Below are 25,274 nucleotides of genomic sequence, written 5' to 3' on the forward strand. Positions count from 1 at the left end.
TCCTCCGTCTAGATTTGTGGCCAAAGCCGATTATTTGCTCGATGCGTCCTTGAATACCCGTTCATTCGGCATCACATAGCCATGCTCGCGCGCGATGGACGCGATGTATTCGTCCGAAACACCGTTCTCTACCTGATCCCGGAGCGCGTCATTGACCGCCTGCTGCTCATCGACCTGCGTTTGCAGTTCGTCCAGCTTGCCCTCCCGGTCGCGGATTTCGACCTGTAAGTGGAGGAACGAAATTGCGAAGAAAACCGCGAGGCAAAGAATCCCAATGCGAATGACACGTGGGGTCTGCAACTTTCTTTTCAATGCCGCTGCCTCCTTTCCGTTTGGCATTCCAAGATCAATACGGTTTTATTTTAACCCGAATGCCGCAAAAATGGAAGCTTTTTTTTTATTTTTTTCAGAATTTGTACAGCCCGCCCCCGGCTGTCAAAGATTCTGTCGGCGATTTGGGCCAGCGCAGCGCCCAGCCGCCAGGGGATCACGGCCACCCAGCACACCCCGCGCAGCACGGCCCGCAGGACGGGCAGCACGAGCGGCGACAGGCACAGCCAATACAGCGCCATACCCAGCCCTTCCCCGAGCAGCACATAGGAGCGTGCCTGCGCGGCCGCATCGGTCACGGCAAAATAAAACAGGGTGCCCAGCACAAGCAGCCAGAACACACCGTCGAGCAGGGCGGTGCCCAGCCGGCCGGTGCGGAAGGTCCACCGCAGCGCCCGGCACACATCATAGCACACACCACCCACAGCGCCGAGCAGGATGGCTTCCAAAAACACCAGCGTCTGCTCCTGCAACGTAAAGGTCATGGCCGCTCACCGCCTAGCCGAAAAAGCGCGCCAGGATGCCGCCGCGCGTCATCATATTGTCGTCGTATTCCATCGCGCGCACCTCACCGGTCAGAGTCAGTTCGCCATTTTCCAGGCTCAGCCGCTCGACATGCAGGCCTTCGCCTTTGACGGCCAGCATGCCCCGGGTGGTTTCGAGCGCCACCAGGGTCTCATCAAAGCTGGTCACATCGACCACGCCGGTCAGCCGCAATTTTCCCTGCCCATCGAGCGATAGGGTATGCGTGCCCGCAGCGCGCATTTTTTCTTCGTTTACCATACGCTTCCTCCATCCTTGTCCTTGGGGCAGAAAAATACCCCGCCTGCTCTATCCCTATGCGCAGGCGGGGCAGATTATTCGATTTCCCGGTACAGGCCGGCCGCATCATTTTTGAGCACATGCTCGGCAACGTCCAGCACTTCGACCTTCATCGTGCGCTGACCGAATGCGATCTCGATCACATCGCCCACTTTGACCTGATACGAAGCCTTGGCCGCCCGGCCATTGACCGTGATGCGCGCGGCATCGCACGCATCGTTTGCAATCGTGCGCCGTTTGATCAGGCGCGATACTTTCAAATATTTATCCAGCCGCATGGCTTTCTTTCACCTTCTCTTTCAGTTGCCGGCTCGGCTCAAACACGGGCACCAAAGTTTCCCCGATTTCGAGCGGCTGGCCAGTCTTGGGGTGCCGTCCGACAAAGGGCGGACGCACCCGGGTCTTGAATGTCCCAAAGCCCGGAAATTGCAGCCGGTCGCCCTGGGCCATAATCTGGGTGAGCACGTCGAACACCGCCCCGGCCGCCAGTTCGGCGTCCTTTTTGGTCAGGCCCGACCGCTCTGCGACCGCGAACACAAAATCGCTTTTGGTCATGCGTGTCCCTCCGTGTCCGCCTTGGCGCGCTGCCAGAGCGCTTCCAGTTCGTCCAGGGACTTGTCCTGCAAGCCGTCCGCACCGGCCAGCTCCTCGACCCGTGCAAAGCGGCGGATGAATTTATCGCACGCGCGTTCCATGGCCTGTTCGGGCTCAACCTTCAAAAACCGCGCCACATTCACGGCCGCAAACAGCAGGTCGCCAATCTCGTCCGCCGGGTCACCCTGGCCGTTCCGGGCCGCCTCGACCTCGTCCAGTTCTTCGCGCACCTTGGCAATGGCCCCGGAAACATCGTCCCAGTCAAACCCAGCCTTGGCCGCTTTTTTCTGGATCTTATCCGCCCGGATAAGGCCCGGCAGGCTGCGCGCGACGCTGTCCAGCCCATCGGTGACGGTCTTTTGGCTCTTTTCCTTTTTCTTCAGTTCGTCCCAGTTGTTGAGGATCTCCTCGGTAGAGCCAACCTCAGTGGTGCTGAAGATATGCGGGTGGCGGTAGATCAGCTTTTTGCAGATGCCGTCCGCCACATCACCCATATCGAACACGCCTTTTTCCTTTTCCATCTGCGCGTGAAAGACGACTTGTAGCAGCACATCGCCAAGCTCCTCGCGCAGCAGAACCGGGTCATCGTTGTCAATGGCCTCCACCGCCTCATAGGTCTCCTCAATGAAGTTGCGGCGAATGGAGTGATGGTCCTGCTCCCGGTCCCACATGCAGCCGTCCGGCGCGCGCAAAATCTCCATAATGCGCAGCAGGTCGTCAAATCCATATTTCTCTTTGAACGTAAAATCGATCATATCTGTATTCCCTTATTCCATTCGCAATAATTTCACCAGTTTGCGTCCGCCGGGCAGCAGCAGGATGTCCTCCCGCTCGAGTGCCTGGAGTGCCACGAGCAGCACGGCATATACCGCGGCCGCCACACAGATGGCCACCAGCACGGCCACATTGCCCAGCATGCCGGACAGTACCCGATAGACGATCGCCGCCGCGGCGCCCATGCCGATGCAGGCCGCAAACGGCCGCACGAAGAGCTTCCCAATCGCAGGCAGACGAATAAACCGCCGCACCCAAAGCAGGTTGAGCACCGCAATGAGCGTATAGCAGGCAAACGTGCCCACCGGCGCGCCGTAAATATTGATTTCCGGGTTACCGACCAGGAAATAGTTCAGCCCAATCTTGCACAGGCCACCCAGCAGCATAGTCACGACCGGCACCCGCATTTGGCCGATGGCCTGCAAAATGGCATTGGTCAGGCCGACCAGCGCCACGCTCGGGATGGCCAGCGCCAGAATGCGCAGCAGGCTGCCGCCGAGGTTGGGGTCAATAGCCGCATTGGTCTCGTCGGCAAACAGCAGATCAATGATCGGATGAGACAGCACAATATACCCCACGCAGGCCGGCAGCGCAATTAGCATAGCAATGCGCATGGCAGAACCCATGTTTTTGGCCGCAAGCGTGTGGTTTTGCTGCACATACGCGCCCGCGAGTGCAGGCAGCACGGCGGTCGCCAACGCGGTGATGAGCGTCTGCGGGAAGTTGAACATGGTAAACGCCTGCCCGGTGTACACGCCATACAGCGCATTCGCTTCGGTCAGCGTATATCCGACCTCTTGCAGGCGGCCGACCAGCATGGCCGTATCCACCAATGTCGTCAGGCTGGTGACCGAACTGGTCAGCGTGATGGGGATGACGGTCAGCAGCAGTACGCGGAACAGCTCGCCATACGACCGGCAATGTTCATTGAGCAGCGCATGCGATGCCTTCCGGCGGCTGTTTGCCGCATAGCCCAGCATGGTCAGTGCGGCCAGTGCCTCGCCGATGGTCACGCCCAAAATCGCACAAGCGGCGGTGGCCGGCTGGTCAAACCCAGCCGAAGAAGCATAGGCCGCAAAAACAAGCCCAAGCACAACTTTGCCCGCCGCCTCGACGATCTGCGACAAAGCGGTGGGCGTCATGTTGGACATGCCCTGGAAATAGCCGCGCACCACGGCAATGATGGACACAAAAAATACCGCCGGTGCAACCGCCCGGATGGCCAGCAATGCCATCGGGTTGTTACTGGCTTGGGAAATCCATCCCGCCGCCAGGAACAGGCCCACCGAACACAGGGTGCCGAAGGCGATAAAGACGAACGCCGCCAGGCGCGCGATGCGGCGCACTTCACGCCCACGCCCCAGGGCGTTCGCTTCCGAGATCAGCTTGCTCAGCGCCACCGGGACACCGGCTGTCGCCACCACGAACATGACCGTGTAATACTGATAGGCACTGTTGAAGATGCCCATGCAGGTATTGCCGATCAGGTGCTGAAGGGGGATCTTAAAGAACGCCGAAATGATCTTGGCCATCAATGTACCGGCCACAAGGATCATTGCGCCCTGCATAAAGGTCTGTTTTTTATTTTTTTGCAAAAATAGCACGCCTTTCTGTTTGGGTTGTCAAAGCCCCGGTGCAGCTGCCGTCAGAGCGCAGCGCCGCAGGCCGCGCAGAACGCATCCTCCCGGCTGCACGATTTGCCGCAGGACGGACAAGTCACGGTCTGCTTCATCTCCGCCAGCTGCGCGCGCAGGTCATCGACGCGGGCCCGCAGGTCGTCGAGCTGCTCGAGATAACCGTCCATCGCATCGGACGTCACTTCCACGCCCTGATGGATATCGTATACCAATTTTCCGATCTCCTTGTACAGCACCTCGCATTCGGTGTTCAGGTCAAAGATCTGCAAATTGAGTTTGGTCGCCTGGGCCATATCGCCCGCCGCTTTACCCGCCGATTCTACCGCGCGGGTGGCCGCCTGGCTGGTCTTTCCGGCCACGACCTTTGCCTTTTCCAGCATCATTGCCACTCGATTATCCATGGTGTGCGCTCCTCTCTTTCGCCGCGTCCCGCGCAGCCTTTGTTCAAAAATTCCGCGGCTTCCCCCGCTTTTGTGGCTATTATACTCCGGGGTCTTGTAAAAATCAAGCAGATTCAAGGGGATGCCGCCGCCCTGGGCTTATCCGATGAATTCGTGCAGCACCGAAGCTTCGGGCATGTACGGCGCATATTCGATGGACGCAAATTCCTGCGCGGCCCGGCAAACTTCTTCCAGCCCGATGCTCTTTAGCTTTGCTTCCATCTGATGAATCTGCTCACGCAGCACATCGAGCAGGATGCACGTTTCATACGGCAAATAGGAATCAATGGTGTGGGTCGCAAACGGACGATACGGGTCAATATACAGCCGCTCGCCCCGCCATACCGAGCGCCATTGCTGGACGGTGACATCGACCGGCGCGCCGCGGAAATTGGCATCCCGCACCGCGCGGCGGCAGAAGCGCAGCTGCTCAGCCGCCAGTCCCCAGCCGTCGGCCTGCACGCTGCTGGCTACCGAGATATAAATGCCCGTGGCATGCCGTTCCAGACCGCCCATGAGCACATCGTTAAACGCATGGATGCCTTCGATCACGACAATTTCATCCGGGTCGAGCGTCAGGCTTTTGGTCTCCCCGGTGCGCATTTTGCTCGCAAAGTCAAAGGTGGGGATATTGATCTCCTGCCCGCGGGCCAGCTTGGCCAGATGGTCATGCAGCAGCGGCAGATCCATGCACAGGGGGGATTCAAAATCATAGACCCCATTTTCCTCATCCCAGGGCATGTCATAGGTATCGCGGCTGAGATAGTAGTCATCCATGGAGATGGTTTCCACATGGATACCCCGCTTACCCAGCGCCCGGCGCAGCCGGTCGGCTGTGGTGGTCTTGCCGCTGGAGGACGGCCCACACAAAAGGGCAATGGGTTTTTCATCCTTGGCCGCGGCCAGCGATTCGGCTACGGCATCGATCTGGTCCAGATATTGCTGTTCACAGGCGGCAATGAAGCCTGCCGGGTCCTGTTTGGCTTGTGTGTTGATCCAATCCAGTTGATAATTCGCCATAATCTTCCTCTATCCTCGCGGTTCCGGCACAGGCCGGAGGGATTTACAACAGCAGGTGGCGCTTGCCGAGCAGGCAGCGTTCACCGGCTTCGATATATTCTTTGGGGTATTTGGGGTTGGTAAATCGGGTGATCTTGCCGCTCACGCGGTCCACCCGCTTGCTGACGCCGCCCGCTCCGGCCGATACGATGGTCTGCAATTCTTCCATCATGGCGATGTTATACAGACTTTCGGTATCTGGTTTGCACCAGCCGACGTTTTCAAATCCACCGGCGGTGAACTTCTGCCGGTATAAATAATACGGGCCATACCCGGCCGCACTCAGCGCCGCATTGGCTGCCGTCAGCATGGCCTGCACCCGATCGTGCTGGGCGGCATTCGCGCCCTTGTCGGTCAGATCGGCACCGCGCTTGATGGCCAGGGTATGCACGGTGATGTTTTCCGGCTCTAAGCCTATCAGGGTATCGATCGTGTGGGCAAAGCTTTCGGGCGTATCGCCTTCCAGCCCGGCGATGGTATCCATATTGATGACGTCAAACCCGATTTCCTGGGCAAGGGCATAGGCTTCCAGCACCTCGTGTGCCGTGTGCCGGCGGCCGATGTTTTGCAGCACCTGATCGTTCATCGATTGCGGATTGATGGACACCCGCCCCGCGCCGCCTTTGCGGATGGCGGCCAGCTTTTCCCGGGTAATGGTATCCGGGCGGCCGGCTTCGACCGTGTATTCCTGCAAATGGGACAGATCAAAATGCCGACTGACGCTGTCCATCAGACGGGCCAGCTCGTCGGGCGACAGGGTCGTCGGCGTACCGCCGCCGATGTAAATGCTGGACACCCGCAGCCCGCCCTCGCGCAGCAGCGCGCCGGTGTCCGCCAGTTCGGCGCACAGAGCATCGACATACGGCGGGATAAGCGCCGCCGATTTCTCGATGGAATGCGACACAAACGAACAATAAGCGCACCGCGACGGACAAAACGGGATACCGATATAGAGCGATACTTCGTTTTCGGGCAATCGTTCGAGTGCCGCCTGGGCAAAGGCCGCCGCGCGCATGGTCAGCGCCGTGCGCTCGGCGGTCACGCCGTAGCGCTCCCGGAACCGCTGGGCGGTCTGCCCACGGGTCAAACCGCGCGCCATCAGGCCGCGGGCCAGTTTGGCAGGGCGCACCCCGGTCAGGCTGCCCCAGGCAGGCTTCACAGCCAAACGCGACACCATAGCGTCATAGAGCGCCAGCTTGACGATCTCGGTCACGACCCGCTTTTGGGCCAGACCGGTCAGCCCTTCGACCGAAGCCGAACGCTCAGCCGTTTGGGTGCTGCCGTCCAGCCGGACTTCGGCTTGCGCACGGGCGATGCCGCCGTCCAGTTCCAGACGGCTAATGCAGCAGTCCCCTTCGGGCGGCTCGGACGCATAGACCGGCCGCTCGGTCGGCAGCAAATGCAGCAGCATTTCCTCGACCGCGTGCTTCAGGTCATGCCCTTGCAGCACATAGATCATCGGCCGGTCGCCTGCCGCATGTAGGGATTATTCCGGCGTTCTTCCTCCAAAGTGGACAGACCTTCGTGGCCGGGCAGGACCTTATAATCGCCTTCCAGATCGTGCAGGCGCTTCAGCGACGCCAGCATCTGGTTAAAGTCGCCGCCTTCAAAATCGCAGCGTCCGCACTCGTGGCGGAACAGCGTATCGCCGGTGAACAGGACATCGCCGACCTTGATGATCGACGAACCGGGCGTATGGCCGGGCGTATTCATATAATATGCAGTCAGTCCGCCGATGGTGAGCTCGGTGCCCTCCTCGGCCTGAATATCCACGGTGGGCTCGACAAAATTCTTGACCCACTGGCGATATTCGCCGATGGCCTCCTCCTTGAGCAGCCACAAATCGTTCTTGTGGCATACCAGTTTGGCGCCCGTGGCGGCTACCACCTCGTTTGCTGCCAGAATGTGATCGAAATGTCCATGGGTCAGCAGCACATATTTGATCTGGATCTTCTCATCCTCGATCGCCTTCAAAATGCTTTTTGCGTTGTCGCCCGGGTCGACGACTGCGCCTTCCATGGTGTTTTCATCGTAAAAAATATAGCAGTTGGTCTGCACCATGCCGACCACCAAACGTAAAATCTTCATACCTTTGCACCTTTCTTCATTTCGTCCGTGTCCATCCAGATGGTGACCGGACCGTCGTTGATGAGTTCCACTTGCATATCTGCGCCAAATTCGCCGGTTTCGACCGGCAGACCGGTCGCGCGGCAGTGCTGCACAAAGGATTCATACAGCGGAATGGCGGTTTCCGGCCGGGCGGCGCGGGTAAAGCTGGGGCGTTTGCCGCGGCGGCAATCGCCATACAGGGTAAACTGGGATACCACCAGCAGGCCGCCGCCGATGTCGGCGACCGACCGGTTCATTTTATCGTCCTCATCGGTAAAAATGCGCAGTCCGGCGCATTTTTCGGCCAGATACCGGGCCTGTTCCTCGCTGTCCTCTTCCTGCACACCGAGCAGGATGAGCAGACCGGGACCGATTTGTCCCTTGACCTGGCCGTCAATGGTGACCGAAGCGCGTTTGACGCGCTGAATGAGTGCTCGCATGGGGTTCCCTCCGATTATGTTCCGTCGGCGGTGCGCGTTACATCGAGCACACCCTTGGTATTTTTCAGACGGTTGACGATATTGTCCAGCTGGGCCACGCCCGACACGTCGACCATGGCATTGATGACGCCAAAGCCGTCGTTTAAGTCGCGGGCCGACAGCTCATGCACATTGACATGCGACTGCGCCAGCAGCACGGCCACATCGCTGAGCACACCGATGCGGTTGCGGGTCGAAATCTGCAAGCCGGTCGAAAAACGGTTGGTCTTGCGGTCGAGGATATCCTCGTCCCACCAAACATTGATCCAGCGGCTTTCCTCGTCCTTGGCCCCACTGTTGCGCACATTGACACAGTCCTTGCGGTGGATGGAAACACCATAACCGCGCGTGATAAAGCCGATAATATCGTCGCCCGGAATCGGGGTACAGCAGCGGGCAAACTTGACCAAACAGTTGTCGATGCCTTCGACGATGACACCCGATTGACTCTTGGGCTTCTTCTTGGTATCGGGCTGCGGCTGAAGCACCTTTTCGGCCTTCTCCTGTGCCCGGCGCAGCTTCATCACATCGTCCTTGATCTTGTTGATGACCTTGGTGATGGTGATGCCGCCATAACCGATGGCCGCATACAGTTCGTCGAGGGTATTGAACGAGAATTTGTTGAGGGCGTTGCTGCGCACCTCTTCGTTGTCGTAAAAACCATTGTACAGCAGGTTGGCGCGCAGTTCGCGATCGAGTTCGGCCTTGCCCTGCTCGATGTTTTCTTCGCGGCATTCCTTCTTAAACCACTGCTTGATCTTGTTGCGCGCTTCGGTGGTCTTGACGATCTTGACCCAGTCGCGCGACGGACCATGGGTTTCCTTGGAGGTCAAAATTTCGACGATATCGCCGTTTTTCAGCTGCGAATCAATGGGCGCAATGCGACCATTGATCTTGGCGCCCACCATGCGGTTGCCGACCGCCGAATGGATGGCATACGCCAAGTCGATCGGGGTGGCACCAGCGGGCATATTGACCACATCGCCCTTGGGCGTAAAGACAAAGACCTCGTCGGCAAACAGGTCGACCTTGATGGCCTTGATGAAGTCCTCGGCCTCGGTATCCTGCTGGGCTTCCAGCAGCTGCCGAATCCAGGCAAAGGCCTGTTCGTTGCCGACTTTGTCCAGGCCCTGCTTGTATTTCCAGTGGGCCGCTACGCCGTATTCGGCCATCTTGTGCATTTCTTCGGTGCGGATTTGGATCTCGAAGGGGATGCCTTCGCGGCCGATGACCGTGGTATGCAGCGACTGATAGCCGTTGGGCTTGGGGGTGGAAATATAGTCCTTAAACCGCCCCGGAATGGGTTTATACAGGTCATGCACATAACCGAGCACATTGTAACAGTTGGTCACCGTATCGACAATTACGCGCATCGCGCAGATGTCGTAGATCTCGTTGATGGTCTTGTGCTGGGCATACATCTTGCGATAAATCGAATAGATGTGCTTGATGCGTCCGGAAATGGTATGTTTGATATGTGCTTCGTTGAGTTTTTCGCTGATATTTTCCTGAATGTGGCTCAAAAACTCCTCGTGCTGGCTGGACTGCTTTTCCAGTCCATCGACGATTTCCTGATACCCGATGGGGTCCAGGCACTTGAGCGACAGGTCTTCCAGCTCCCACTTGATGCGGCTCATGCCCAGACGATGGGCAATGGGCGCATAGATCTCCATGGTTTCCAGCGCCTTGTCGCGCTGCTTGCGCTCGGGCAGGTACTGGAAGGTGCGGGCATTGTGCAGCCGGTCGGCCAGCTTGATGAGAATGACACGAATATCCTTGGCCATGGCCAAAAACATCTTGCGCAGGTCTTCAAACTGCTCCTGCTCCTTGGAATACCGCAGCATGCCCAGACGGGTGACGCCGTCGACCAGTTCGGCGACCGAGGTGCCGAATTTGTTTTCAATGGCCTTGTAGTCAAACTCGGTGTCCTCGATGCAGTCGTGCAGCAGGCCGGCACAGATCGAGTCGGTATCCAGCCCCATTTCGACGATGATCTCGGCCACTGCCACCGGGTGGATGATATAGGGTTCGCCATTGCGGCGTTTTTGTCCTTCGTGGGCGCCGGCCGCGCATTCATAGGCGGCGCGGATCTTTTTTTCATTGATGGCCGGATTTTGCTTTTTGGCGCGCTCGACCAGAAAATCGATTCTATTTTGGATCGGGGAAGACATAAAATTCCCTCCTTCTCATGGAATTGCAGCCACTTTTGCAGCCGCTGGGAGTCGATGGCTGACCCCTTCGTTATTGGCTCATACTTTTCAGGGTGCCCAAGACGACCGATTGGGAAATATCCGCCTTGCCCTTATAGGGCTTTAAAATAATATTCAGCAAGCCATCTCGGAAATTATAACTTAGCAGCTGGCTCTCACTGAACACATCCAAACAGACGAACAATTTGCCAATGTTCACCTCGCGTTTGCTCTCCCATTGCACGCGCCGGGACAGCGCGTTGGAATGTACGCTCAGCCGCCCTTCCTCGGCGCGGCTGATGATATGCCGCCACACAGCGACCAATTCTGGCCGCTGCGGCAGCAGCACACGGGCCTCGGCGGCGGTCAGCGCGCCGTCGGACATATAACGGTTATACAGATTTAAAATCTTCTGGTCGGCCAGCAGTTCGCATTCGCTCAGGCGCACATCTTTGAGCACCATCTGCACGGTGCGTCGGCCGCGGTATTCATTGATCTCCAAGTGGAACGCCGCATCGACGAAATTGCCCTGTGCAAAGCCGCAGCCGCCCGCGCCAGTGCCAAAGAGCATGGCGGTATAGGAAACGCCATCCTTGGTCAGCGTCAGCCGGACATGGCGGTCGCTGGAAATGGGGGTAATATCCTCGACATATAGGTTTTCCATGGAAAAGACCGGCTGCTGATTGCGCATGCCGAACGGCTCCAAATCGGCCAGGCCCTCGACCGCGCTTTCGGTGATATACGGGGGCGTGATGGCGCAGTCGATGTGGACAATCGGCATCAGGTCGCCGGGTTTGATATGCGCCTCGGCATACGCCTTGATGCGCTCGGTAAATTCTTCGATTTTATCGGCTTGGATGGTCAACCCGGCTGCCAGTTCATGGCCGCCAAACTTATCCAGCAGCGGCGCGCTGTCGGACAGGGCTTCAAACAGGTTAAATCCCGCCATCGAACGGCCCGAGCCTTTGCCGATGCCGTCATCGACGGCAATGAGGATGGTCGGACAGGCATACCGGTCGCAGATGCGGGAGGACACGATACCAATGACGCCATGGTGCCAGCCTTCGCCAGCCAGGACGATGATCTTATCTTCCAGCGGATTGTAGCTTTTGCGCAGCACGGCCAGCGCCTGCTGCAAAATTTCATTTTCGGCCGCCTGCCGCTCTTTGTTCTGCTCGCACAGCAGCGCAGCCAGTTCCTGCGCACGAGCGGCATCGTCGGTCAAAAACAGTTCGACCGCCTGCTCGGTGTTGCCCATGCGGCCGGCCGCATTGATGCGGGGCGCCAAGATAAAACTAATGACCGACGAGGTCATCCGGCGAGATTTCTGCCCGGATTCGCGCAGCAGCATCTCCAGCCCCAGATTATCGGTTTCCGCCAGGCGTTCCAGTCCATGCGCCACCAAAATGCGGTTTTCGCCTACAATGGGCATCACATCGGCCACTGTACCCAGGGCGACCAGGTCGGCATAATCATCCAGCACCTGGGTCAGCCCAGCCGGCCCGGCCAGCGCACAAATCAGCTTAAACGCCACCCCGACGCCAGCCAGTTCGTCAAAAGGATAGTCACAATCGGCCCGGCGGGGATTGACCACAGCCACCGCAGCCGGCAGTTCTTCGCGGCATTCGTGGTGGTCGGTGATGACCATGCGGATGCCGAGTTTGGCGGCATATTCGGTTTCTTCAAAGGCGGTCACACCCGAATCGACGGTGACGATCAGGCGCACGCCCTGCTCATACAGCGCATCCATGGCCGCGCACGACAGGCCATATCCTTCGCTCAAACGGTTGGGGATATAATAGTCGGCGTTTGCGCCCTGGCTGCGCAGGTAGCGCAGCAGCACACAGGTGGCGGTGATCCCGTCCACATCATAGTCGCCGAACACGATGATCTTTTCTTGTTCTTCGATGGCCTCGCGGATGGCTGCCACGGCTTTATCCATATCGCGCAGCCGCATGGGGTCATACAGGCCCTCGGCGCCGGTGGCCAGAAAATGGCGGGCTTTTTCCGGGGTATCCACGCCGCGCGCGCACAAAACAGCCGCGGCCAGCGGGGAAAATCCGCAGGCCTCGGAAAGTGACCGCGCTTTGTCAAGGTCGGGTGTGGCGGTCACCCATTTTTTCATTTTCATGTTTCTCCCTCGTTGTATTTTTTATTGCTGTTATTATATCAAACCCCTGCGAAAATAACAACTGTTTTGCCGCGGTGCACGGCAACGCCCGTCCACCTGTGCAAAAGCCCAGGCAGATCACCGCCCGGGCATGCTGTTTGTGTCCTCCATAATATCGGCGTTGGACGCCTCGTTCATCTCGCACAGAAAATCGTACGCATCGAGTAGATTCTTTAAATGATACGCGAGCACGATGTCCTCCTCCCGGCGTTCCCCCGGCGGCGCCTGTATGGTGTCCGGGTCGGAAATGCCCAACTTTTCCAGCCGGCGTACGGCTTCCTCATCGGGTGCGCCCGTGGTATCCATCCGGCACAGGGCATGGAGTTCATCGAACATGCGCTCAGCCAGCTGCTGACAGCCGCGCAGATAGATGCCGATCTCATGGCGCATGTGCTTGTGCGGGAAGGTCTGGCGTTCGTAAAGCTGAATTTCATCCTCCAGCCGCTTCAAGCTGCGTTGCAGCGGCTGCAAATCGGGATAATGGCCGAGCAGCACCCGCTCGTGCAGGTAATCGGGAAAAGTTTGCACAAAATGGGTAATCATTTTGACGATCTGCGCCCGGTTGTTGTACGGCTTGATGAGCATATTGACCGCCAGTGCGATCACCAGCCCCAGCGAAGTATCCAAAAACCGGCTGGCCGCATAAAACAAAGGGCCGCCCGTGGTGTTCAGGCAGATGCAGACAAATACGATACACGACAGAGGGATGGCAAAATGGATCTTGAGCCGAATGCCCAGCAAAATCACCAGCACGATGCCCAGTCCAATGAGCGCGGGCTCCATATTGGGGAACACCAGCAAAAACAGCAAACCGATCAAGCAGCCGCACACACAGCCGGCCAGCTGGGTCAGGCAGGCGGTGAGCGCATCGCCCAGCGTGCGGCTCATGGCGCTGATGGCGCCAATGGCCGAAAAGATGGGCATGGTCGAATGCACCAGTTCAGCCGCGGTCAGCGCCAAGGTAACGGCCAGCGCGGTTTTGACCGTGCGCAGCCCTAAATGGATTTTGGTCCGATACAAGCCATCACCTCCCCAACAAAAACGAATATGAACATTTTACCACACCTTTGTCGATAGTCAATCCAAATCACATAAATTTCACATGGTTGCCAAACCTGTGCCCGACCGGTATAATGAAAGGCAGAAATATCCGGCCGCCGCAAGGGCGGCAGAAAGCGAGGTCTTTCTTCATGAAGCAATATCAGCTGGGCGTCATTGGCGCAGGCAATATGGGCATGGCCATCGCACGCGGCATGGTTGCCGCCGGCACTCCGGCTTCGTCCATCCTTCTCTTTAACCGTTCCCCGGAAAAGCGCGCCGCGCGCGCGGCCGAAGGATTTGCAGTCACCGAAGATTATATTTCCCTCTATACGGCGTGCGATACCGTTCTTTTGGCGGTAAAGCCCCAGAACTTTGACGAAGTGCTCGGCCAGCTGGCACCAGTGGCGGCCAACTGCCGCCCGCTCGTGCTGTCGGTCGCTGCGGGCGTGACCTTTGCCAAGATGCAGGCCGCGCTGGGCGCCGACTGTCCGGTCATCCGCATCATGCCCAACACCCCGCTCATGCTGGGCGAAGGCGCGACCGAATTGGTCAAAAACGCCGCTGCTACCGACGAACAACTGGCGCGTGTACGCGCCCTGTTCGATACTCTGGGCGTCACGGTAGTGTTTGACGCCGAAGAAAAGCTCAACGATGTGATTCCCTTTGCCGGGTCGGCGCCGGCGTATATCTATGCCTTTGCCGATGCCATGGTGCGCTCGGCCGAGCAAGTCGGCATCGACCGCGAGGACGCGCTCAAGCTGTTCTGCCAAACGCTCATCGGTTCGGCCAAAATGATGCTGCGCGGCGACCAGACGCCCGCCGAACTGGTGCAGGCGGTCTGCTCTCCCGGCGGCACCACGCTGGAAGCCATGAAGGTGCTGCGTGAGCGCGGCCTGGACGACATGCTGGACGAAGCCAATCGCCAGTGTATCCGCCGGGCGTATGAACTGGGCCAGTAATGCATATCCTAATGGAGACGATTTCCAGTTTCATTGACAAATCGTCTGGACTATGCTAAAGTTAAATTATCCTATGAAAGCATCCCTATAACGAGGTGATATCGGATGAAAAAAGACGGAAAAAAAAGTAAACTCGGCCTGGGCATCGTGCTGGCCGGTCTGGCTGCTGGCGTAGGCGCTACCACCGTCGCGCTGCTGAAAAAGAAGAAACGCGAAGAAGTCTACCACGAAGCCGAACTCAAGGCCATGAACGAACTGGATGACCTGATGGCTGAGTGCGACAGCGAAAACTGCGCCGACTGCTCGTGCGCCGAAGAATGTGCTACCGCGGTCCAGCCGGAAGCGGTGCAGACCACCTTCGACGACGAGATGGACGAAGAGGACGACGAACCCATCGAGGACGTTACCGATGACGGCGCGGACGAAGAAGTCGAAGCCGAGCCGGAAGAAAAGCCCGAAGCTTAAAACCAAATGTCCGCGCCCTGCGCGGGCCATATTCCCGGAAAAAGTGCTTTTGTGACAGACCGGTTGCGGCTGCCCGGGCGCTTTTTCTTATTTCTCACAAAAGGAAGGATTCTATACTATGATTCATTACGAAGGCCGCGTTTTCCGGCCGCCGTCCGAAGCATACAGCCTGATCGTGCAGGTCACCATCGGATGCAGCCACAACAAATGCACATTCTGCGACATGTATAAGGAAAAGCAGTTCCGCGTGCGCAAGCTGGATGAGATCAAAGCCGACTTTGATGCAGCCCGCGCCGCTTACCGCCGGGTCGACCGCATCTTCCTGGCCGACGGCGATGCGCTGATGTGCCGCACCGAGCACATGGCCGAGGTGCTACGCTACATCCGCAAGCTGTTCCCCGAGTGCGAACGGGTAACGTCCTACGGTTCCCCGGCATCGGTGCTGGTCAAGAAGCAGGAAGAACTCAATCTGCTGCATGAGCTGGGACTGGAAATGATCTATCTGGGCCTGGAATCGGGCTCGGACGAGGTCCTCCGCCGTGTCAACAAGGGCGAAACCGCGGACGAGATCGTACGCGCGGGTCTGATGATCAAGGAAGCGGGCATGAAGCTGTCGGTCACCTGCATCGCAGGCCTTGGCTCGACCGAACTGTCCGAGGAGCATGCCGTACAGACCGCAAAAGCGCTCTCGCGCATGAAGCCCGAATACATCGGCCTGCTGACGCTGCTCTTTGAGCTGCCCACCCCCCTGATGCGTGATTGGGAGGAAGGCCGGTTCTATCTGATGAATCCCATCGAAATTGCGCATGAAACTCTCATTCTGCTTGAGAACATCGATTCGGAAGGCAGTATTTTCCGCGCAAACCATGCTTCCAACTATGTTAACTTGGCTGGTACGCTCAACCGCGACCGCGACGCTATGTGTGACCGCCTGCGTCAGGCGTTGGAAGGCAAGGTCAAATTCCGCAGCGAAGCTTTTCGTGCCCGTTAAAAGAAGTTTTTTCCAGACCGCCGTTTGTTTTCCCCAGCGTTTTTTCCGTTTGGGGATGCTTTCGGCGGTCTTTGTTTGTGGACAATCACAGTTTTCCCGGCCAATCGTATATTTTCTGTAAAGTCACTGGCAAATGCCTGGCGGGTGTGTTACAATGATTGCAGTTCGTTTCCGTTAAGGTTTCTTAACCCGTTTGTCCAGATGGAGGAGTTTCGTTCATGGATTCTGTATCCCATACCCGCGTTGCTAACCTGCTTCTTGCTTATGTAAAAGATACCTGCGGCGTTACTTTTGATGAAAACGCCTTTCGTTATGGCAATCTTAAACCCGACCTGACCGGCACTTACCTGACCAAGCGTCACTATCCTTCGATCATGTTTGACGAGGTCATGGAAAAGATCCGCCGCTTTTTGGATACTTACACGATTGAACAGCACAATGGCCGCGATTTGTCCATCGACTTGGGCGAAATCTGTCATTACCTGACCGATTTCTTCTGCTACCCGCACAACGACGACATCTACGACCGCAATTTGCTGGCGCACTACATTTACGAAAAGCGCATCGCGCTGGGCATCCGCCGCCGCCTGACCCAAAAGGACTTTGTCCGCTGGGCTGCCCCGGCCATGCCGCCCTTTACGCTGGACGCGCTTTTAAACCGCATCGAACATCTGCACGAGCGCTACAAGACCCAGACCGTGCGTCACGGCATCGACAACGACTTGGCCTACATCTGCCAGATTTGCGCCATGCTGGTGCTTTCGGTCATCAACATCAGCTATGTGCCGGAAGCCGAACTGGTGGCCATTTAAAACCTTGCTACAAGCCATCCGCCCTGCGGATGGTTTTTTTGTTTGCGTGCCGTCCGGGTCCGTATTATAATAGGGAAAGATAACGGCTGCGGCCGTTTCAAATATCCCAGGGAGTTGTTGTATGAAAAAGCTTTGCGGCGCGCTGTGTGCGCTTTTCCTTTTGCTGTCCGGCTGCGGCGGACCGGTTTCCGATTCGACCGATTTTTTCGCCATGGACACCTTTATGACCCTGACCGCCTGGGGCGACAACCAGGACGATGCCCATGCCGTCGTTTCCGAGGCCGAGCAGGAGATCAACCGGCTGAGCAATGCGCTTTCGCGGCAGGTGGAGGCCAGCTCGCTGGCTGAGCTCAACGCGGCAAACGGCGAAATCGTCACCTTGGACCCGGATACTTACGCGGCGCTGAGCCGCGCGGTCGAGTATGCCGAGCAGACGGGCGGCGCCTTTGACCCCACGACCGCTCCCCTGTCCGACCTGTGGGGCATCGGCACCGATGCTGCCGCGGTCCCGGACGAAGCGGCCATTGCCCAAGCGCTCACCCATGTAGGGTATCAAAACATCGAACTGCTGGATAACAACCAGGCGCGGCTTTTAAATGGCGCCCAGGTCGATTTGGGCGGCATCGGCAAGGGCTATGCCACCGATGTGGTTGCATCCCTGCGCGAGGACGAGCCACTGCTGGCGCAGCTTGGCGGCAACATCGGCGCCTATGGCGAGAACCCATCGAGCAAGGACGGCCTGTGGACGGTCGGCCTGGCCGACCCGGACGACAGCGCCAATTATATCGCCACCCTGCACATTCAGGATGCTTCCATCGTCACCTCGGGCGATTATGAACGGTATTTCGAGCAGAACGGCGTGCGCTACCATCATATCTTTGACCCCTCCACCGGCTATCCGGCCCAGACCGGTCTGCGGGCAGTGACCGTCGTGGACAAGGAATCCACCCGTGCGGACGCCTATACGACCGCCCTGTTTGTCATGGGGCTGGACAAGGGCTTGGCCTTCTGCGAAGAACACGATGTCCAAGCGGTCTTTGTGACCCAGGACCACAAGATCTATGTCACAGGAGGGCTGCAAATCACACTGGCCGACGGGGTGGATTATGAGCTGGCTTCATAACATCAAAAAAGGCGACCTGGTCATCGTCGCCGTCGTGCTGGTATTGGCCGTGCTGGTGTTTGTGCCCTTTGCCTTGGCGCCCTCGCAAAGCCTGACCTGCGAGATCACCCAGGATGACGAAGTCATCCGCCGGGTGCGTCTGGGCGCGGGGTATCAGGAAACCATCACCATCGAGGGGGATTCGGTGACCAATGTCATCCAGATCGATAGCGATTGCGTTTATTTTGCGTCCTCCGACTGTCCGGATCAGGTCTGCGTACGCACGGGCAAGCTGACCCGCGCCGGTCAAATCGCGGTATGCCTGCCCAATCGGGTAGTCGTGCGGCTGGTCGGTGCCCAGGAAGAAGTGGACGCCGTTGTCCGGTAAGGGGGTTGCTATGAAAAAAATCGCACAAGGCGGGCTGCTGGTCGCGGTTGCATTGGTGCTTTCTCTGGTAGAAAAGATGTTTCCCCTGCAAGCGGTCGTGCCCATCCCGGGCATCAAATTGGGCCTTGCCAATGTTGTGACCCTGTTTGCCCTCACCCTGCTGGGCACCCAGGCCGCCCTGACTATTCTTCTATGCCGCGTGACGCTGGCATCCATCTTTATGGGCAGCATCACCGGCTTTCTGTTTTCGCTGTTTGGCGGCCTGCTGGCGCTGCTGGTCATGCGCCTGCTTCTTTTGCGGGAAGATCGCTGGTTTTCGCTGGTCGGGGTATCCATCGGCGGTGCCGCGACGCACAACATCGGCCAAATTGGCGCGGCCATCCTGACTTTAGGCACGCTCAATGTGGCAGCTTATCTGCCCTTGCTGCTGGTCAGTTCTATTCCCATGGGATGGGTGACCGGCCTGACTGCTTCGGCTGTTTTGAATCACTGGAAAAAAATCCGCTTTTAAAAATTCTGCAAATTTTGCATAAAGCGTTTGTTTGCGTTTCATACTATCCTCAAATCAAAGGAGGTATTTTCGGATATGAAACGTTTCTTATCGCTTTCGCTGGCCCTGCTGCTCTGCTTTGGACTGCTGGCTGGCTGCACAAATAGCAATAGTGCCGATCAGCCGGATGGTGCCAATGGCGGCATCATCGAAGATAGCTCGGCCAATATGACCGATCCAGCCGATGAAAACCTGCTCGACCGCAGTAAAAACGCAGTCGATGACATGGTCGACGATATGGACCCCAACCGGGACACCAATAACACGACCACCGACAAGAACACCAGCGGCACCACGACAGACGGCACCAACGCCACCACAGACAACAACACGGCACGCTAAAAAACGCGCCCCTGCGACTACTTTCGCAGAGGGCGCGTTTTCTTATAGGGCATGCACCAGTTGTTTGAACCGGTCGCCTCGCTCCATAAAGTTTTTAAAGCAATCAAACGATGCGCTGGCCGGACTCATCATCACCACATCGCCCGGCTGTGCAGCCGCATGGGCCAACTGCACCGCTTCGGCCAGATCGGCGGCATCCTGCATTTCGGGTTTTTCGGCACAGTCAGCCTGCTCCACGCAAGCACGAATCTTGGGCGCTGTCGCGCCGGTCAGGATGAGTTTGGACACATGGGTACAGATCGGCTCTCCGAGAACATCGTACGGGATGTGCTTGTCATATCCGCCTGCAATCAGAATAATCTTCTGCGGGAAGGAGCGCAGCCCGGCGATGGTACGCGTGGGGCTGGACGCGATCGAATCGTTGTAATACCGCACGCCATCCAGTTCGCGAACAAATTCAATGCGGTGTTCCACGCCGCCAAAGGTCTGCGCCACGTGTACGATATCCTCGTCCGCACAATAACCCTGTACAATGGCGGCAGCCATCATCACATTAGAGACATTGTGTTCGCCCGGGATGCGAATATGATCGGCATGCATCAGCGGCCGCGACACACCGCCCTGCACAATATAAATGATGCCATCCTGCAAATAGACGCCATTTTCCGGCACCTGCGTTTTGGAGCAGCCCCAAATTTCGCTGTCGGGGTTGAGGGTCAGGGTCTGCGTCACCGGGTCATCCAGATTGATGACCAGCCGTCCGCCCGGCTTCTGATGGGCATAAATCGCGGTCTTTGCCTGCACATACTCATCAAAATCCTTGTGATAGTCCAAGTGATTCGGGGTCAGGTTGGTGATTGCCGCCACCGCCGGACTAAACTGCATGCCCATGAGCTGGAAGCTGGACAGTTCGACCACCGCCAAATCATCCGGCTGCATGCTTTCGACTTCGGGCAGCAGCGGCTTTCCGATGTTACCGCCCAAATGACAGGTATGACCGGCACGCTTTAAAAATTCATATACCAGCGTGGTGGTCGTCGTCTTGCCATCCGATCCGGTCACACCCAAAATCGGACAGGGGCATACGGCAAAAAACAGTTCCATTTCGCTGGTCACGATGCCGCCGCGCGCGCGCACTTCGGCCAGTGCCGGATGCAGCGGATGCAGCCCCGGCGTGCGGAACACAATATCTTCGGACAGGATGTCCAAGTAGTCGTCCCCCAAAACGAAGGATACACCGAGCGCCGCCAGTTCGGTGTAACGGTCGCCGAGTGCCGCCGCATCCTTTTTGTCGTGCACCGTGACCGGCAGTCCAGCTTTCCGCAGCAGCGCGATGAGCGGCGTATTGCTCACGCCCGCTCCGATGACCGCGATCCGCTTGCCGCGGATGCTTTCCAAATATTTTTGTAATGCTGTCATCCTAACAGCCTCCTGTCCATTTCATATCTCATATATTTTACACGTTTTGCGGCAAAATAGCAAGACGAGTCGTGTTGTTCGGCGAAAAAGTTCGACCTTTCCTGTTTTCCTGCCCTGAAACCGTCCTCAAATTTTCGATTCTCTGCAAAACCTTATGAAAACGGTTTGACGGAGCGCGCAAAAGTTGTTATAATAGCATCCGTGAGTAATCCAGGCAATCGCGTGCCGGCTTGACCGGCATGAGGAAAGTCCGGGCTGCGCAGGGCAAGGATAGCAGATAACGTCTGCCGGGGGCGACCCTAGGAATAGTGCAACAGAGATATACCGCCGGGGATTTCCCGGTAAGGGTGGAAAGGCGAGGTAAGAGCTCACCACGCCCCATGGTAACATGGGGGGTCTGTAAACTCTATCCGCAGCAACGTCAACCGGGGCAATGGACGGCCCGTCCGTCCCGACCGACGGCTTGAGGCGTGCGGCGACGTGCGTCCCAGATAGATGATTGCCAAATACAGAACCCGGCTTATAGGATTGCTCACTCCTCTTGTGTGACAAACCGTCCCTTTGGGGACGGTTTTTTTTATTTCTCTAGCTTCTGCATCATCTCCGGCAGCTTTTCGATTTTCCCGCCGAGCAGCCGGTCCATATAGACAAGCGGCTGCAAGCTGCTCTCCTTCACCTCGATCTCGCCCTTTTCATCCTTGGCGATGTATCCGGCCTGCACCAGCCGGGTAAAGGTGTCCTGCGCCCAGGCGGGCATCTCGGGCACATACTTATAAACTTTCATTTCTTCCTCCTGTTCTGCGGCCAGCGCCGCCTTGAAATCGTCCCATAAGCTGGGCTGCTCGACGAACGGCGCCGGACAGTCCTTGCCGGTTACGTCGTAATGCCGCACGACATTTTGAATCGGCACGTCATACCGCGCCATCAGCTCGCGCACCAGCTTCACCGCGCGCTCGATCGTGCCGCGGCGCAGCACATAGCCCTTGCCGGTCAGGCACATCTCCACGCCGATGCTGTTCGAGTTCCGGCAATACGGATGCACATAGCTTTTTGCGCCCACATGCCAGGCTTGCCGGTCGGGCGGCACGCTGTTCCAAACCTCGTTTTCATCCACGAAGTAATGGGCGCTGGCTTTCACCACTTCCCGCGCAAAATAGTCAGCGTTGTTCTTCGCCGTGTCGCCCTGGTTGCTGGTCCAGTGCACGACGATGTACTGAACATTTTTCAGCGTCCCACCGTAATTCCCAGAGTTGCAGGCTTTGCTGTTAACCTCCAAACTGCCCCTCCTTGCGCGCCTGATCGGCGGCGATGGCTGCCGAAGTAAAGCTATTGTTCTTCCACCAGGCGGCGACTGCGGCCGCGACCGTCCAAGCCGTAGATACCAGTGTTTCGATCTGCCCGTCCTCGATTGGCAGCACAGCCACACCGCACACGCTCAAAATCTGGTTGATGAGCGCCAGCGCCAGGATGATCGTCCGCGCCAGCGTTCCTTTGGTAATGTTCATGCCCTCACTCCTCCTGTTCCAAATCCTTGATTCGATGGTTGATGACTTTGATTTGTTCCTCGACTACCGGCATCCGCCGGGCGAAGTTGTTGTGTTCGCGCACCTCGCGGGTCAAAGCCTCCAGCTTCGCATCCGTGACCGCCTGCGCGGTACGAATCGCCTCATCGGTACGGTTTCCGGCCGCCCGGTTGGACAGAATCACGCCGATCAGCGCCAGCCCGCCGGTGATAAGGGATACAATAATTTCGGTTTGCATGGATTCGATGGGGCGGGAAAGCCCGCCCCGTCACCCCCTTTCCCCTTACAGGCCCAGCAGGTCCTTGTCGCGAACGCTCAGCGGCAGTCCGCAGAACTGCTTGTACTCGGCACGCGCCTTACCGTCGTACTTGATGTTATGACGCTTGTCAAAGATGTCCAGCCCGACATTCACGTCATATTTGCGCTTTTCGTCGTTCTTTCCGGCACAGATGGCTTTGATTTCCTCGTGGTTCTGGATGTAGATATTCATATCTTTTCTTCCTTTCCGGCCTTGCGGCCTATCTGATTTTCAGGCTGCGGCGGATAAACAGCCCGTCATACTTTGCCGCACACGCGCGAAAATTGCCCCCAAAAGATTCATCGCCAAAAAAATATTTAAAATCCGCAAAAAAGAAAGCAGACACTTTTGTGTCTGCCTTCTTATCAGTTTTCATCTTACTTTACTTTTTCGATGTGCCAAATATCCTTCGCATATTCCGCAATGGTACGGTCGGACGAGAATTTGCCCGAATTGCAAATATTCATCCAGCACTTACGCGCAAAGCCCAAACGGTCCTTATAATCCTGACTGGCGCGCTTGCGTGCTTCCAGATAGCGGTCCAGATCGAGCAGCAGGAAATACTGGTCGGGACGGTGCCAAGCCGAACCATACACAATCGAGTCATGCAGTTCGCGGAAGATGCCCGAACCACCGTCGTGCAGGGTGCCGTCGATGAGCGCATCCAGAATGCGCTTTACGCGGCGGTCGTGGTGATAGGTCCAGTTGGGGTTGTAACGCTCGGCCACGTCGCGAATTTCATCCACAGTTGCGCCAAAGCGATAGTTGTTCTCCTCGCCAGCTTCTTCGAAAATTTCGATGTTTGCGCCGTCGTAAGTGCCCATCGTGACGGCACCGTTGGCCATCAGCTTCATATTGCCGGTACCGGAAGCTTCCTTACCCGCAGTCGAGATCTGCTCGGAAATATCAGCAGCTGCTACCAGCTTTTCAGCGTACGATACATTGTAGTTGGAAACAAAGACAACCTTGAGCAGGTCACGCACGGCCGGATCGCTGTCGATCACGCGGGCCACTTCGTTGATGAGCTTGATGATGCCCTTCGCGCGCTTGTAGCCAGGCGCGGACTTTGCACCAAAGATGAAGGTCGTGGGCGTAAAGTCGGTCAGGCTGCCTTCCTTGATCTCGTAGTAGATCTCCAGAATGGCCAGAATGTTGAGGAACTGGCGCTTGTACTCATGCAGGCGCTTGATCTGGATGTCAAAGCAGGTGTTGGGGTCAATGTGGATGCGGTCCTTCTTCCAGATATAATCGGCCAACCGCTTGTGGTTATCCATCTTGATCTGGGCAACGCGCTCCATAATCGCGTCATCGGAAACGAACTTCTCCAGCTTCTTGAGCTGGCTCAAATCGGTCTTCCACGATTCGTTGCCGAGCAGTTCGGTCAGCAGGTCGCTCAGTTCCGGGTTGCACAGAGCCAGCCAGCGGCGCTGGGTGATGCCGTTGGTCTTGTTCTGGAAACGCTCGGGGTAAACGGCATACCAGTCCTTGAGTGCATCATTTTTGAGGATTTCGGTATGCAGGCGTGCCACGCCATTGACATAGCTGGACGCAAAGATTGCCATATACGCCATATGCACGGTCTCGTGCTGAATAATGCGCATGGTCTGCGCCTTATCCCCCGGTACGCCCTTGCTGGCCAGTTCACGGCCCAGTGCCTCATCGACCTTGACGATGATGTCATATACACGCGGGATGGTCGCGATCATCAGGTGCTGGCTCCACTTTTCGAGAGCTTCGGCCAGAATGGTGTGGTTGGTGTAAGCGAATACCTTCTTACAGATATCGAGCGCCTGTTCAAACGGCAGGTTTTCGCCGTCGGTCAGCAGACGGATAAGCTCCGGAATTGAGATAACCGGATGGGTATCGTTCAGCTGGATGGCGTTCATCTCAGCAAAATGCGAGAAATCGTTGCCATAGGTCTTCTTATACTTGCGGATGATGTCCTGCAGCGATGCCGAGCAGAAGAAATACTGCTGCTTCAGACGCAGGATCTTGCCGGCGTCAGTCGAGTCGTTCGGATACAGTACACGCGAAATATCCTCCGCGCGGTTGGCGGCAGATACCGACTTGTCGTACTGCTGCTCATTGAAAAGGTTGAAATCAAACGGCTTTTCAGCTTCTGCCTGCCACAGGCGCAGGGTGCCGATGTTGTCGGTGTTGTAGCCGATGATGGGCATATCGTACGGAACTGCCACGATGGTCTGGTCGGCAAAATGCACGATGACCTTTTCATCTTCGCGGCGCAGGCCCCACGGGTCGCCAAAGCGGGTCCAGTCGTCGGCTTCTTCCAGCTGGAAACCGCCCTGAATCTTCTGCTTGAACAGGCCATATTTGTAGCGGATGCCATAACCATCGAGCGGCAGGTCGAGTGTTGCCGCCGAATCGAGGAAGCAGGCAGCCAGACGGCCCAGGCCGCCGTTGCCGAGTGCGCAGTCTTCGACTTCTTCAAAAGCTTCCAGCGAAGTGCCGCTTTCTTCGAGCAGTTCGCCAACTTCCTTGGTCACACCCAAGCAAAGCAGGTTGTTGTAGATCATACGGCCCATCAGGAACTCGGCCGAAAAGTAATAAGCGTGGCGCTGATTCTGGTGCTTGGCGGCGCTTTCCTGCCAGCGGTCCGCAATCTCGGCCATAATGGCCTTGGACAGTGCCATGTGCAGCTGTTCCGGCTTGGCATGGTCGGGCGTGGTATGGTAATCACTCTTGAGTTGGAACTGGATGGCTTCCATAATCGCTTGTTTCTTCATGCAAATCCTTCTCTCTTTACAAAAATAACCCCCATGG

The 25,274-nt window shown here is 57.2% G+C and carries 29 protein-coding genes and 1 other RNA gene; 9 read left to right on the forward strand and 21 right to left on the reverse strand.

What is annotated here, in order from left to right; all coding sequences use genetic code 11:
- Positions 1-30: 30 nt before the first annotated feature.
- The 15 genes from EFB11_RS04550 to EFB11_RS04620 form a co-directional block, all read right to left on the reverse strand.
- The gene (locus EFB11_RS04550) at positions 31-312 is read right to left on the reverse strand and encodes a septum formation initiator family protein (protein ID WP_164706599.1); all 282 of its coding nucleotides are present in this window, start codon (positions 310-312) and stop codon (positions 31-33) included.
- 50 nt (positions 313-362) lie between these two features.
- On the reverse strand, positions 363-815 hold the full coding sequence (gene yabQ / locus EFB11_RS04555) for a spore cortex biosynthesis protein YabQ (protein ID WP_122789125.1): 453 nt from the start codon (positions 813-815) through the stop codon (positions 363-365).
- A gap of 13 nt (positions 816-828) precedes the next feature.
- Positions 829-1,113, reverse strand: a complete 285-nt coding sequence (locus tag EFB11_RS04560) for a YabP/YqfC family sporulation protein (RefSeq protein WP_122789126.1) — start codon at positions 1,111-1,113, stop codon at positions 829-831.
- 74 nt (positions 1,114-1,187) lie between these two features.
- Positions 1,188-1,430 (reverse strand): RNA-binding S4 domain-containing protein, encoded by a 243-nt coding sequence (locus EFB11_RS04565; RefSeq protein ID WP_122789127.1) that lies wholly within the window; start codon positions 1,428-1,430, stop codon positions 1,188-1,190.
- Positions 1,417-1,707, reverse strand: a complete 291-nt coding sequence (locus EFB11_RS04570) for an HU family DNA-binding protein (RefSeq protein ID WP_122789128.1) — start codon at positions 1,705-1,707, stop codon at positions 1,417-1,419. Before EFB11_RS04570 ends, EFB11_RS04565 begins: the two co-directional genes overlap by 14 nt.
- On the reverse strand, positions 1,704-2,501 hold the full coding sequence (gene mazG / locus EFB11_RS04575) for a nucleoside triphosphate pyrophosphohydrolase (protein WP_122789129.1): 798 nt from the start codon (positions 2,499-2,501) through the stop codon (positions 1,704-1,706). The genes EFB11_RS04570 and mazG overlap by 4 nt, the downstream gene beginning before the upstream one ends.
- A 12-nt stretch (positions 2,502-2,513) precedes the next feature.
- Complete coding sequence (locus EFB11_RS04580) at positions 2,514-4,115, reverse strand: putative polysaccharide biosynthesis protein (RefSeq protein ID WP_122789130.1); 1,602 nt, start codon at positions 4,113-4,115, stop codon at positions 2,514-2,516.
- 50 nt (positions 4,116-4,165) lie between these two features.
- Positions 4,166-4,558, reverse strand: a complete 393-nt coding sequence (locus tag EFB11_RS04585; protein WP_122789131.1) for a hypothetical protein — start codon at positions 4,556-4,558, stop codon at positions 4,166-4,168.
- A gap of 138 nt (positions 4,559-4,696) precedes the next feature.
- Positions 4,697-5,617 carry a uridine kinase family protein gene (locus EFB11_RS04590; protein ID WP_122789132.1) on the reverse strand — a complete coding sequence of 307 codons (921 nt, stop codon included), beginning with the start codon at positions 5,615-5,617 and terminating at the stop codon, positions 4,697-4,699.
- Positions 5,618-5,660: 43 nt separating this feature from the next.
- On the reverse strand, positions 5,661-7,115 hold the full coding sequence (gene hemZ, locus EFB11_RS04595; protein WP_122789133.1) for a coproporphyrinogen dehydrogenase HemZ: 1,455 nt from the start codon (positions 7,113-7,115) through the stop codon (positions 5,661-5,663).
- Positions 7,112-7,744 carry an MBL fold metallo-hydrolase gene (locus EFB11_RS04600; protein ID WP_122789134.1) on the reverse strand — a complete coding sequence of 211 codons (633 nt, stop codon included), beginning with the start codon at positions 7,742-7,744 and terminating at the stop codon, positions 7,112-7,114. Before EFB11_RS04600 ends, hemZ begins: the two co-directional genes overlap by 4 nt.
- Entirely contained in the window at positions 7,741-8,205 is a 465-nt protein-coding gene (dtd, locus tag EFB11_RS04605) for a D-aminoacyl-tRNA deacylase (protein ID WP_122789135.1), read from the reverse strand. Before dtd ends, EFB11_RS04600 begins: the two co-directional genes overlap by 4 nt.
- A gap of 14 nt (positions 8,206-8,219) precedes the next feature.
- Positions 8,220-10,415 (reverse strand): RelA/SpoT family protein, encoded by a 2,196-nt coding sequence (locus tag EFB11_RS04610; RefSeq protein ID WP_122789136.1) that lies wholly within the window; start codon positions 10,413-10,415, stop codon positions 8,220-8,222.
- A 70-nt stretch (positions 10,416-10,485) separates the two neighbouring features.
- The gene (gene recJ / locus EFB11_RS04615) at positions 10,486-12,564 is read right to left on the reverse strand and encodes a single-stranded-DNA-specific exonuclease RecJ (RefSeq protein ID WP_122789137.1); all 2,079 of its coding nucleotides are present in this window, start codon (positions 12,562-12,564) and stop codon (positions 10,486-10,488) included.
- Between the two features lie 117 nt (positions 12,565-12,681).
- Entirely contained in the window at positions 12,682-13,623 is a 942-nt protein-coding gene (locus EFB11_RS04620) for an FUSC family protein (RefSeq protein WP_164706600.1), read from the reverse strand.
- A gap of 170 nt (positions 13,624-13,793) precedes the next feature.
- Here EFB11_RS04620 and proC point away from each other — a divergent pair, with 170 nt between their 5' ends.
- The 8 genes from proC to EFB11_RS04655 all read left to right on the forward strand — a co-directional run bounded on the left by proC (position 13,794) and on the right by EFB11_RS04655 (position 19,253).
- The gene (gene proC / locus EFB11_RS04625) at positions 13,794-14,603 is read left to right on the forward strand and encodes a pyrroline-5-carboxylate reductase (RefSeq protein ID WP_164706601.1); all 810 of its coding nucleotides are present in this window, start codon (positions 13,794-13,796) and stop codon (positions 14,601-14,603) included.
- Between the two features lie 105 nt (positions 14,604-14,708).
- On the forward strand, positions 14,709-15,068 hold the full coding sequence (locus EFB11_RS16755) for a hypothetical protein (RefSeq protein ID WP_164706602.1): 360 nt from the start codon (positions 14,709-14,711) through the stop codon (positions 15,066-15,068).
- A gap of 118 nt (positions 15,069-15,186) precedes the next feature.
- Positions 15,187-16,059, forward strand: coding sequence for a radical SAM protein (locus EFB11_RS04630; protein WP_122789140.1), 873 nt, complete (start codon positions 15,187-15,189; stop codon positions 16,057-16,059).
- Positions 16,060-16,277: 218 nt separating this feature from the next.
- Positions 16,278-16,871: a zinc dependent phospholipase C family protein gene (locus tag EFB11_RS04635; RefSeq protein ID WP_122789141.1), complete on the forward strand. Its 594-nt coding sequence runs from the start codon at positions 16,278-16,280 to the stop codon at positions 16,869-16,871.
- Positions 16,872-16,992: 121 nt separating this feature from the next.
- Positions 16,993-17,994 (forward strand): FAD:protein FMN transferase, encoded by a 1,002-nt coding sequence (locus EFB11_RS04640; RefSeq protein WP_122789142.1) that lies wholly within the window; start codon positions 16,993-16,995, stop codon positions 17,992-17,994.
- A complete protein-coding gene (locus EFB11_RS04645; RefSeq protein ID WP_164706603.1) occupies positions 17,978-18,361 on the forward strand; it encodes a NusG domain II-containing protein in 384 nt (127 codons plus the stop codon). Before EFB11_RS04640 ends, EFB11_RS04645 begins: the two co-directional genes overlap by 17 nt.
- Positions 18,362-18,371: 10 nt before the next feature.
- The gene (locus tag EFB11_RS04650) at positions 18,372-18,872 is read left to right on the forward strand and encodes a Gx transporter family protein (protein WP_122789144.1); all 501 of its coding nucleotides are present in this window, start codon (positions 18,372-18,374) and stop codon (positions 18,870-18,872) included.
- 75 nt (positions 18,873-18,947) lie between these two features.
- Entirely contained in the window at positions 18,948-19,253 is a 306-nt protein-coding gene (locus tag EFB11_RS04655; protein ID WP_122789145.1) for a hypothetical protein, read from the forward strand.
- A 42-nt stretch (positions 19,254-19,295) separates the two neighbouring features.
- On the opposite strand, the gene murD is transcribed toward EFB11_RS04655, so the two are convergent.
- The gene (murD, locus tag EFB11_RS04660) at positions 19,296-20,672 is read right to left on the reverse strand and encodes a UDP-N-acetylmuramoyl-L-alanine--D-glutamate ligase (protein ID WP_122789146.1); all 1,377 of its coding nucleotides are present in this window, start codon (positions 20,670-20,672) and stop codon (positions 19,296-19,298) included.
- 202 nt (positions 20,673-20,874) lie between these two features.
- Between murD and rnpB the strand changes: the two genes are divergently transcribed.
- Positions 20,875-21,211, forward strand: an RNA gene (gene rnpB / locus EFB11_RS04665) — RNase P RNA component class A.
- Between the two features lie 38 nt (positions 21,212-21,249).
- Here rnpB and EFB11_RS04670 read toward each other — a convergent pair.
- The 5 genes from EFB11_RS04670 to EFB11_RS04690 all read right to left on the reverse strand — a co-directional run bounded on the left by EFB11_RS04670 (position 21,250) and on the right by EFB11_RS04690 (position 25,237).
- Positions 21,250-21,948 carry a peptidoglycan recognition protein family protein gene (locus EFB11_RS04670; RefSeq protein WP_164706604.1) on the reverse strand — a complete coding sequence of 233 codons (699 nt, stop codon included), beginning with the start codon at positions 21,946-21,948 and terminating at the stop codon, positions 21,250-21,252.
- A complete protein-coding gene (locus EFB11_RS04675; RefSeq protein WP_122789148.1) occupies positions 21,938-22,177 on the reverse strand; it encodes a phage holin in 240 nt (79 codons plus the stop codon). Before EFB11_RS04675 ends, EFB11_RS04670 begins: the two co-directional genes overlap by 11 nt.
- Before the next feature lie 4 nt (positions 22,178-22,181).
- On the reverse strand, positions 22,182-22,433 hold the full coding sequence (locus tag EFB11_RS04680) for a hypothetical protein (RefSeq protein ID WP_122789149.1): 252 nt from the start codon (positions 22,431-22,433) through the stop codon (positions 22,182-22,184).
- A gap of 45 nt (positions 22,434-22,478) precedes the next feature.
- Positions 22,479-22,685, reverse strand: coding sequence for a hypothetical protein (locus EFB11_RS04685; protein ID WP_122789150.1), 207 nt, complete (start codon positions 22,683-22,685; stop codon positions 22,479-22,481).
- A gap of 185 nt (positions 22,686-22,870) precedes the next feature.
- Positions 22,871-25,237 carry a glycogen/starch/alpha-glucan phosphorylase gene (locus tag EFB11_RS04690; RefSeq protein ID WP_122789151.1) on the reverse strand — a complete coding sequence of 789 codons (2,367 nt, stop codon included), beginning with the start codon at positions 25,235-25,237 and terminating at the stop codon, positions 22,871-22,873.
- Between the last annotated feature and the right edge of the window lie 37 nt (positions 25,238-25,274).

Source organism: Intestinibacillus sp. Marseille-P6563 (genome assembly GCF_900604335.1).
In the GTDB taxonomy this organism is placed as follows: Bacteria; Bacillota; Clostridia; order Oscillospirales; family Butyricicoccaceae; genus Butyricicoccus_B.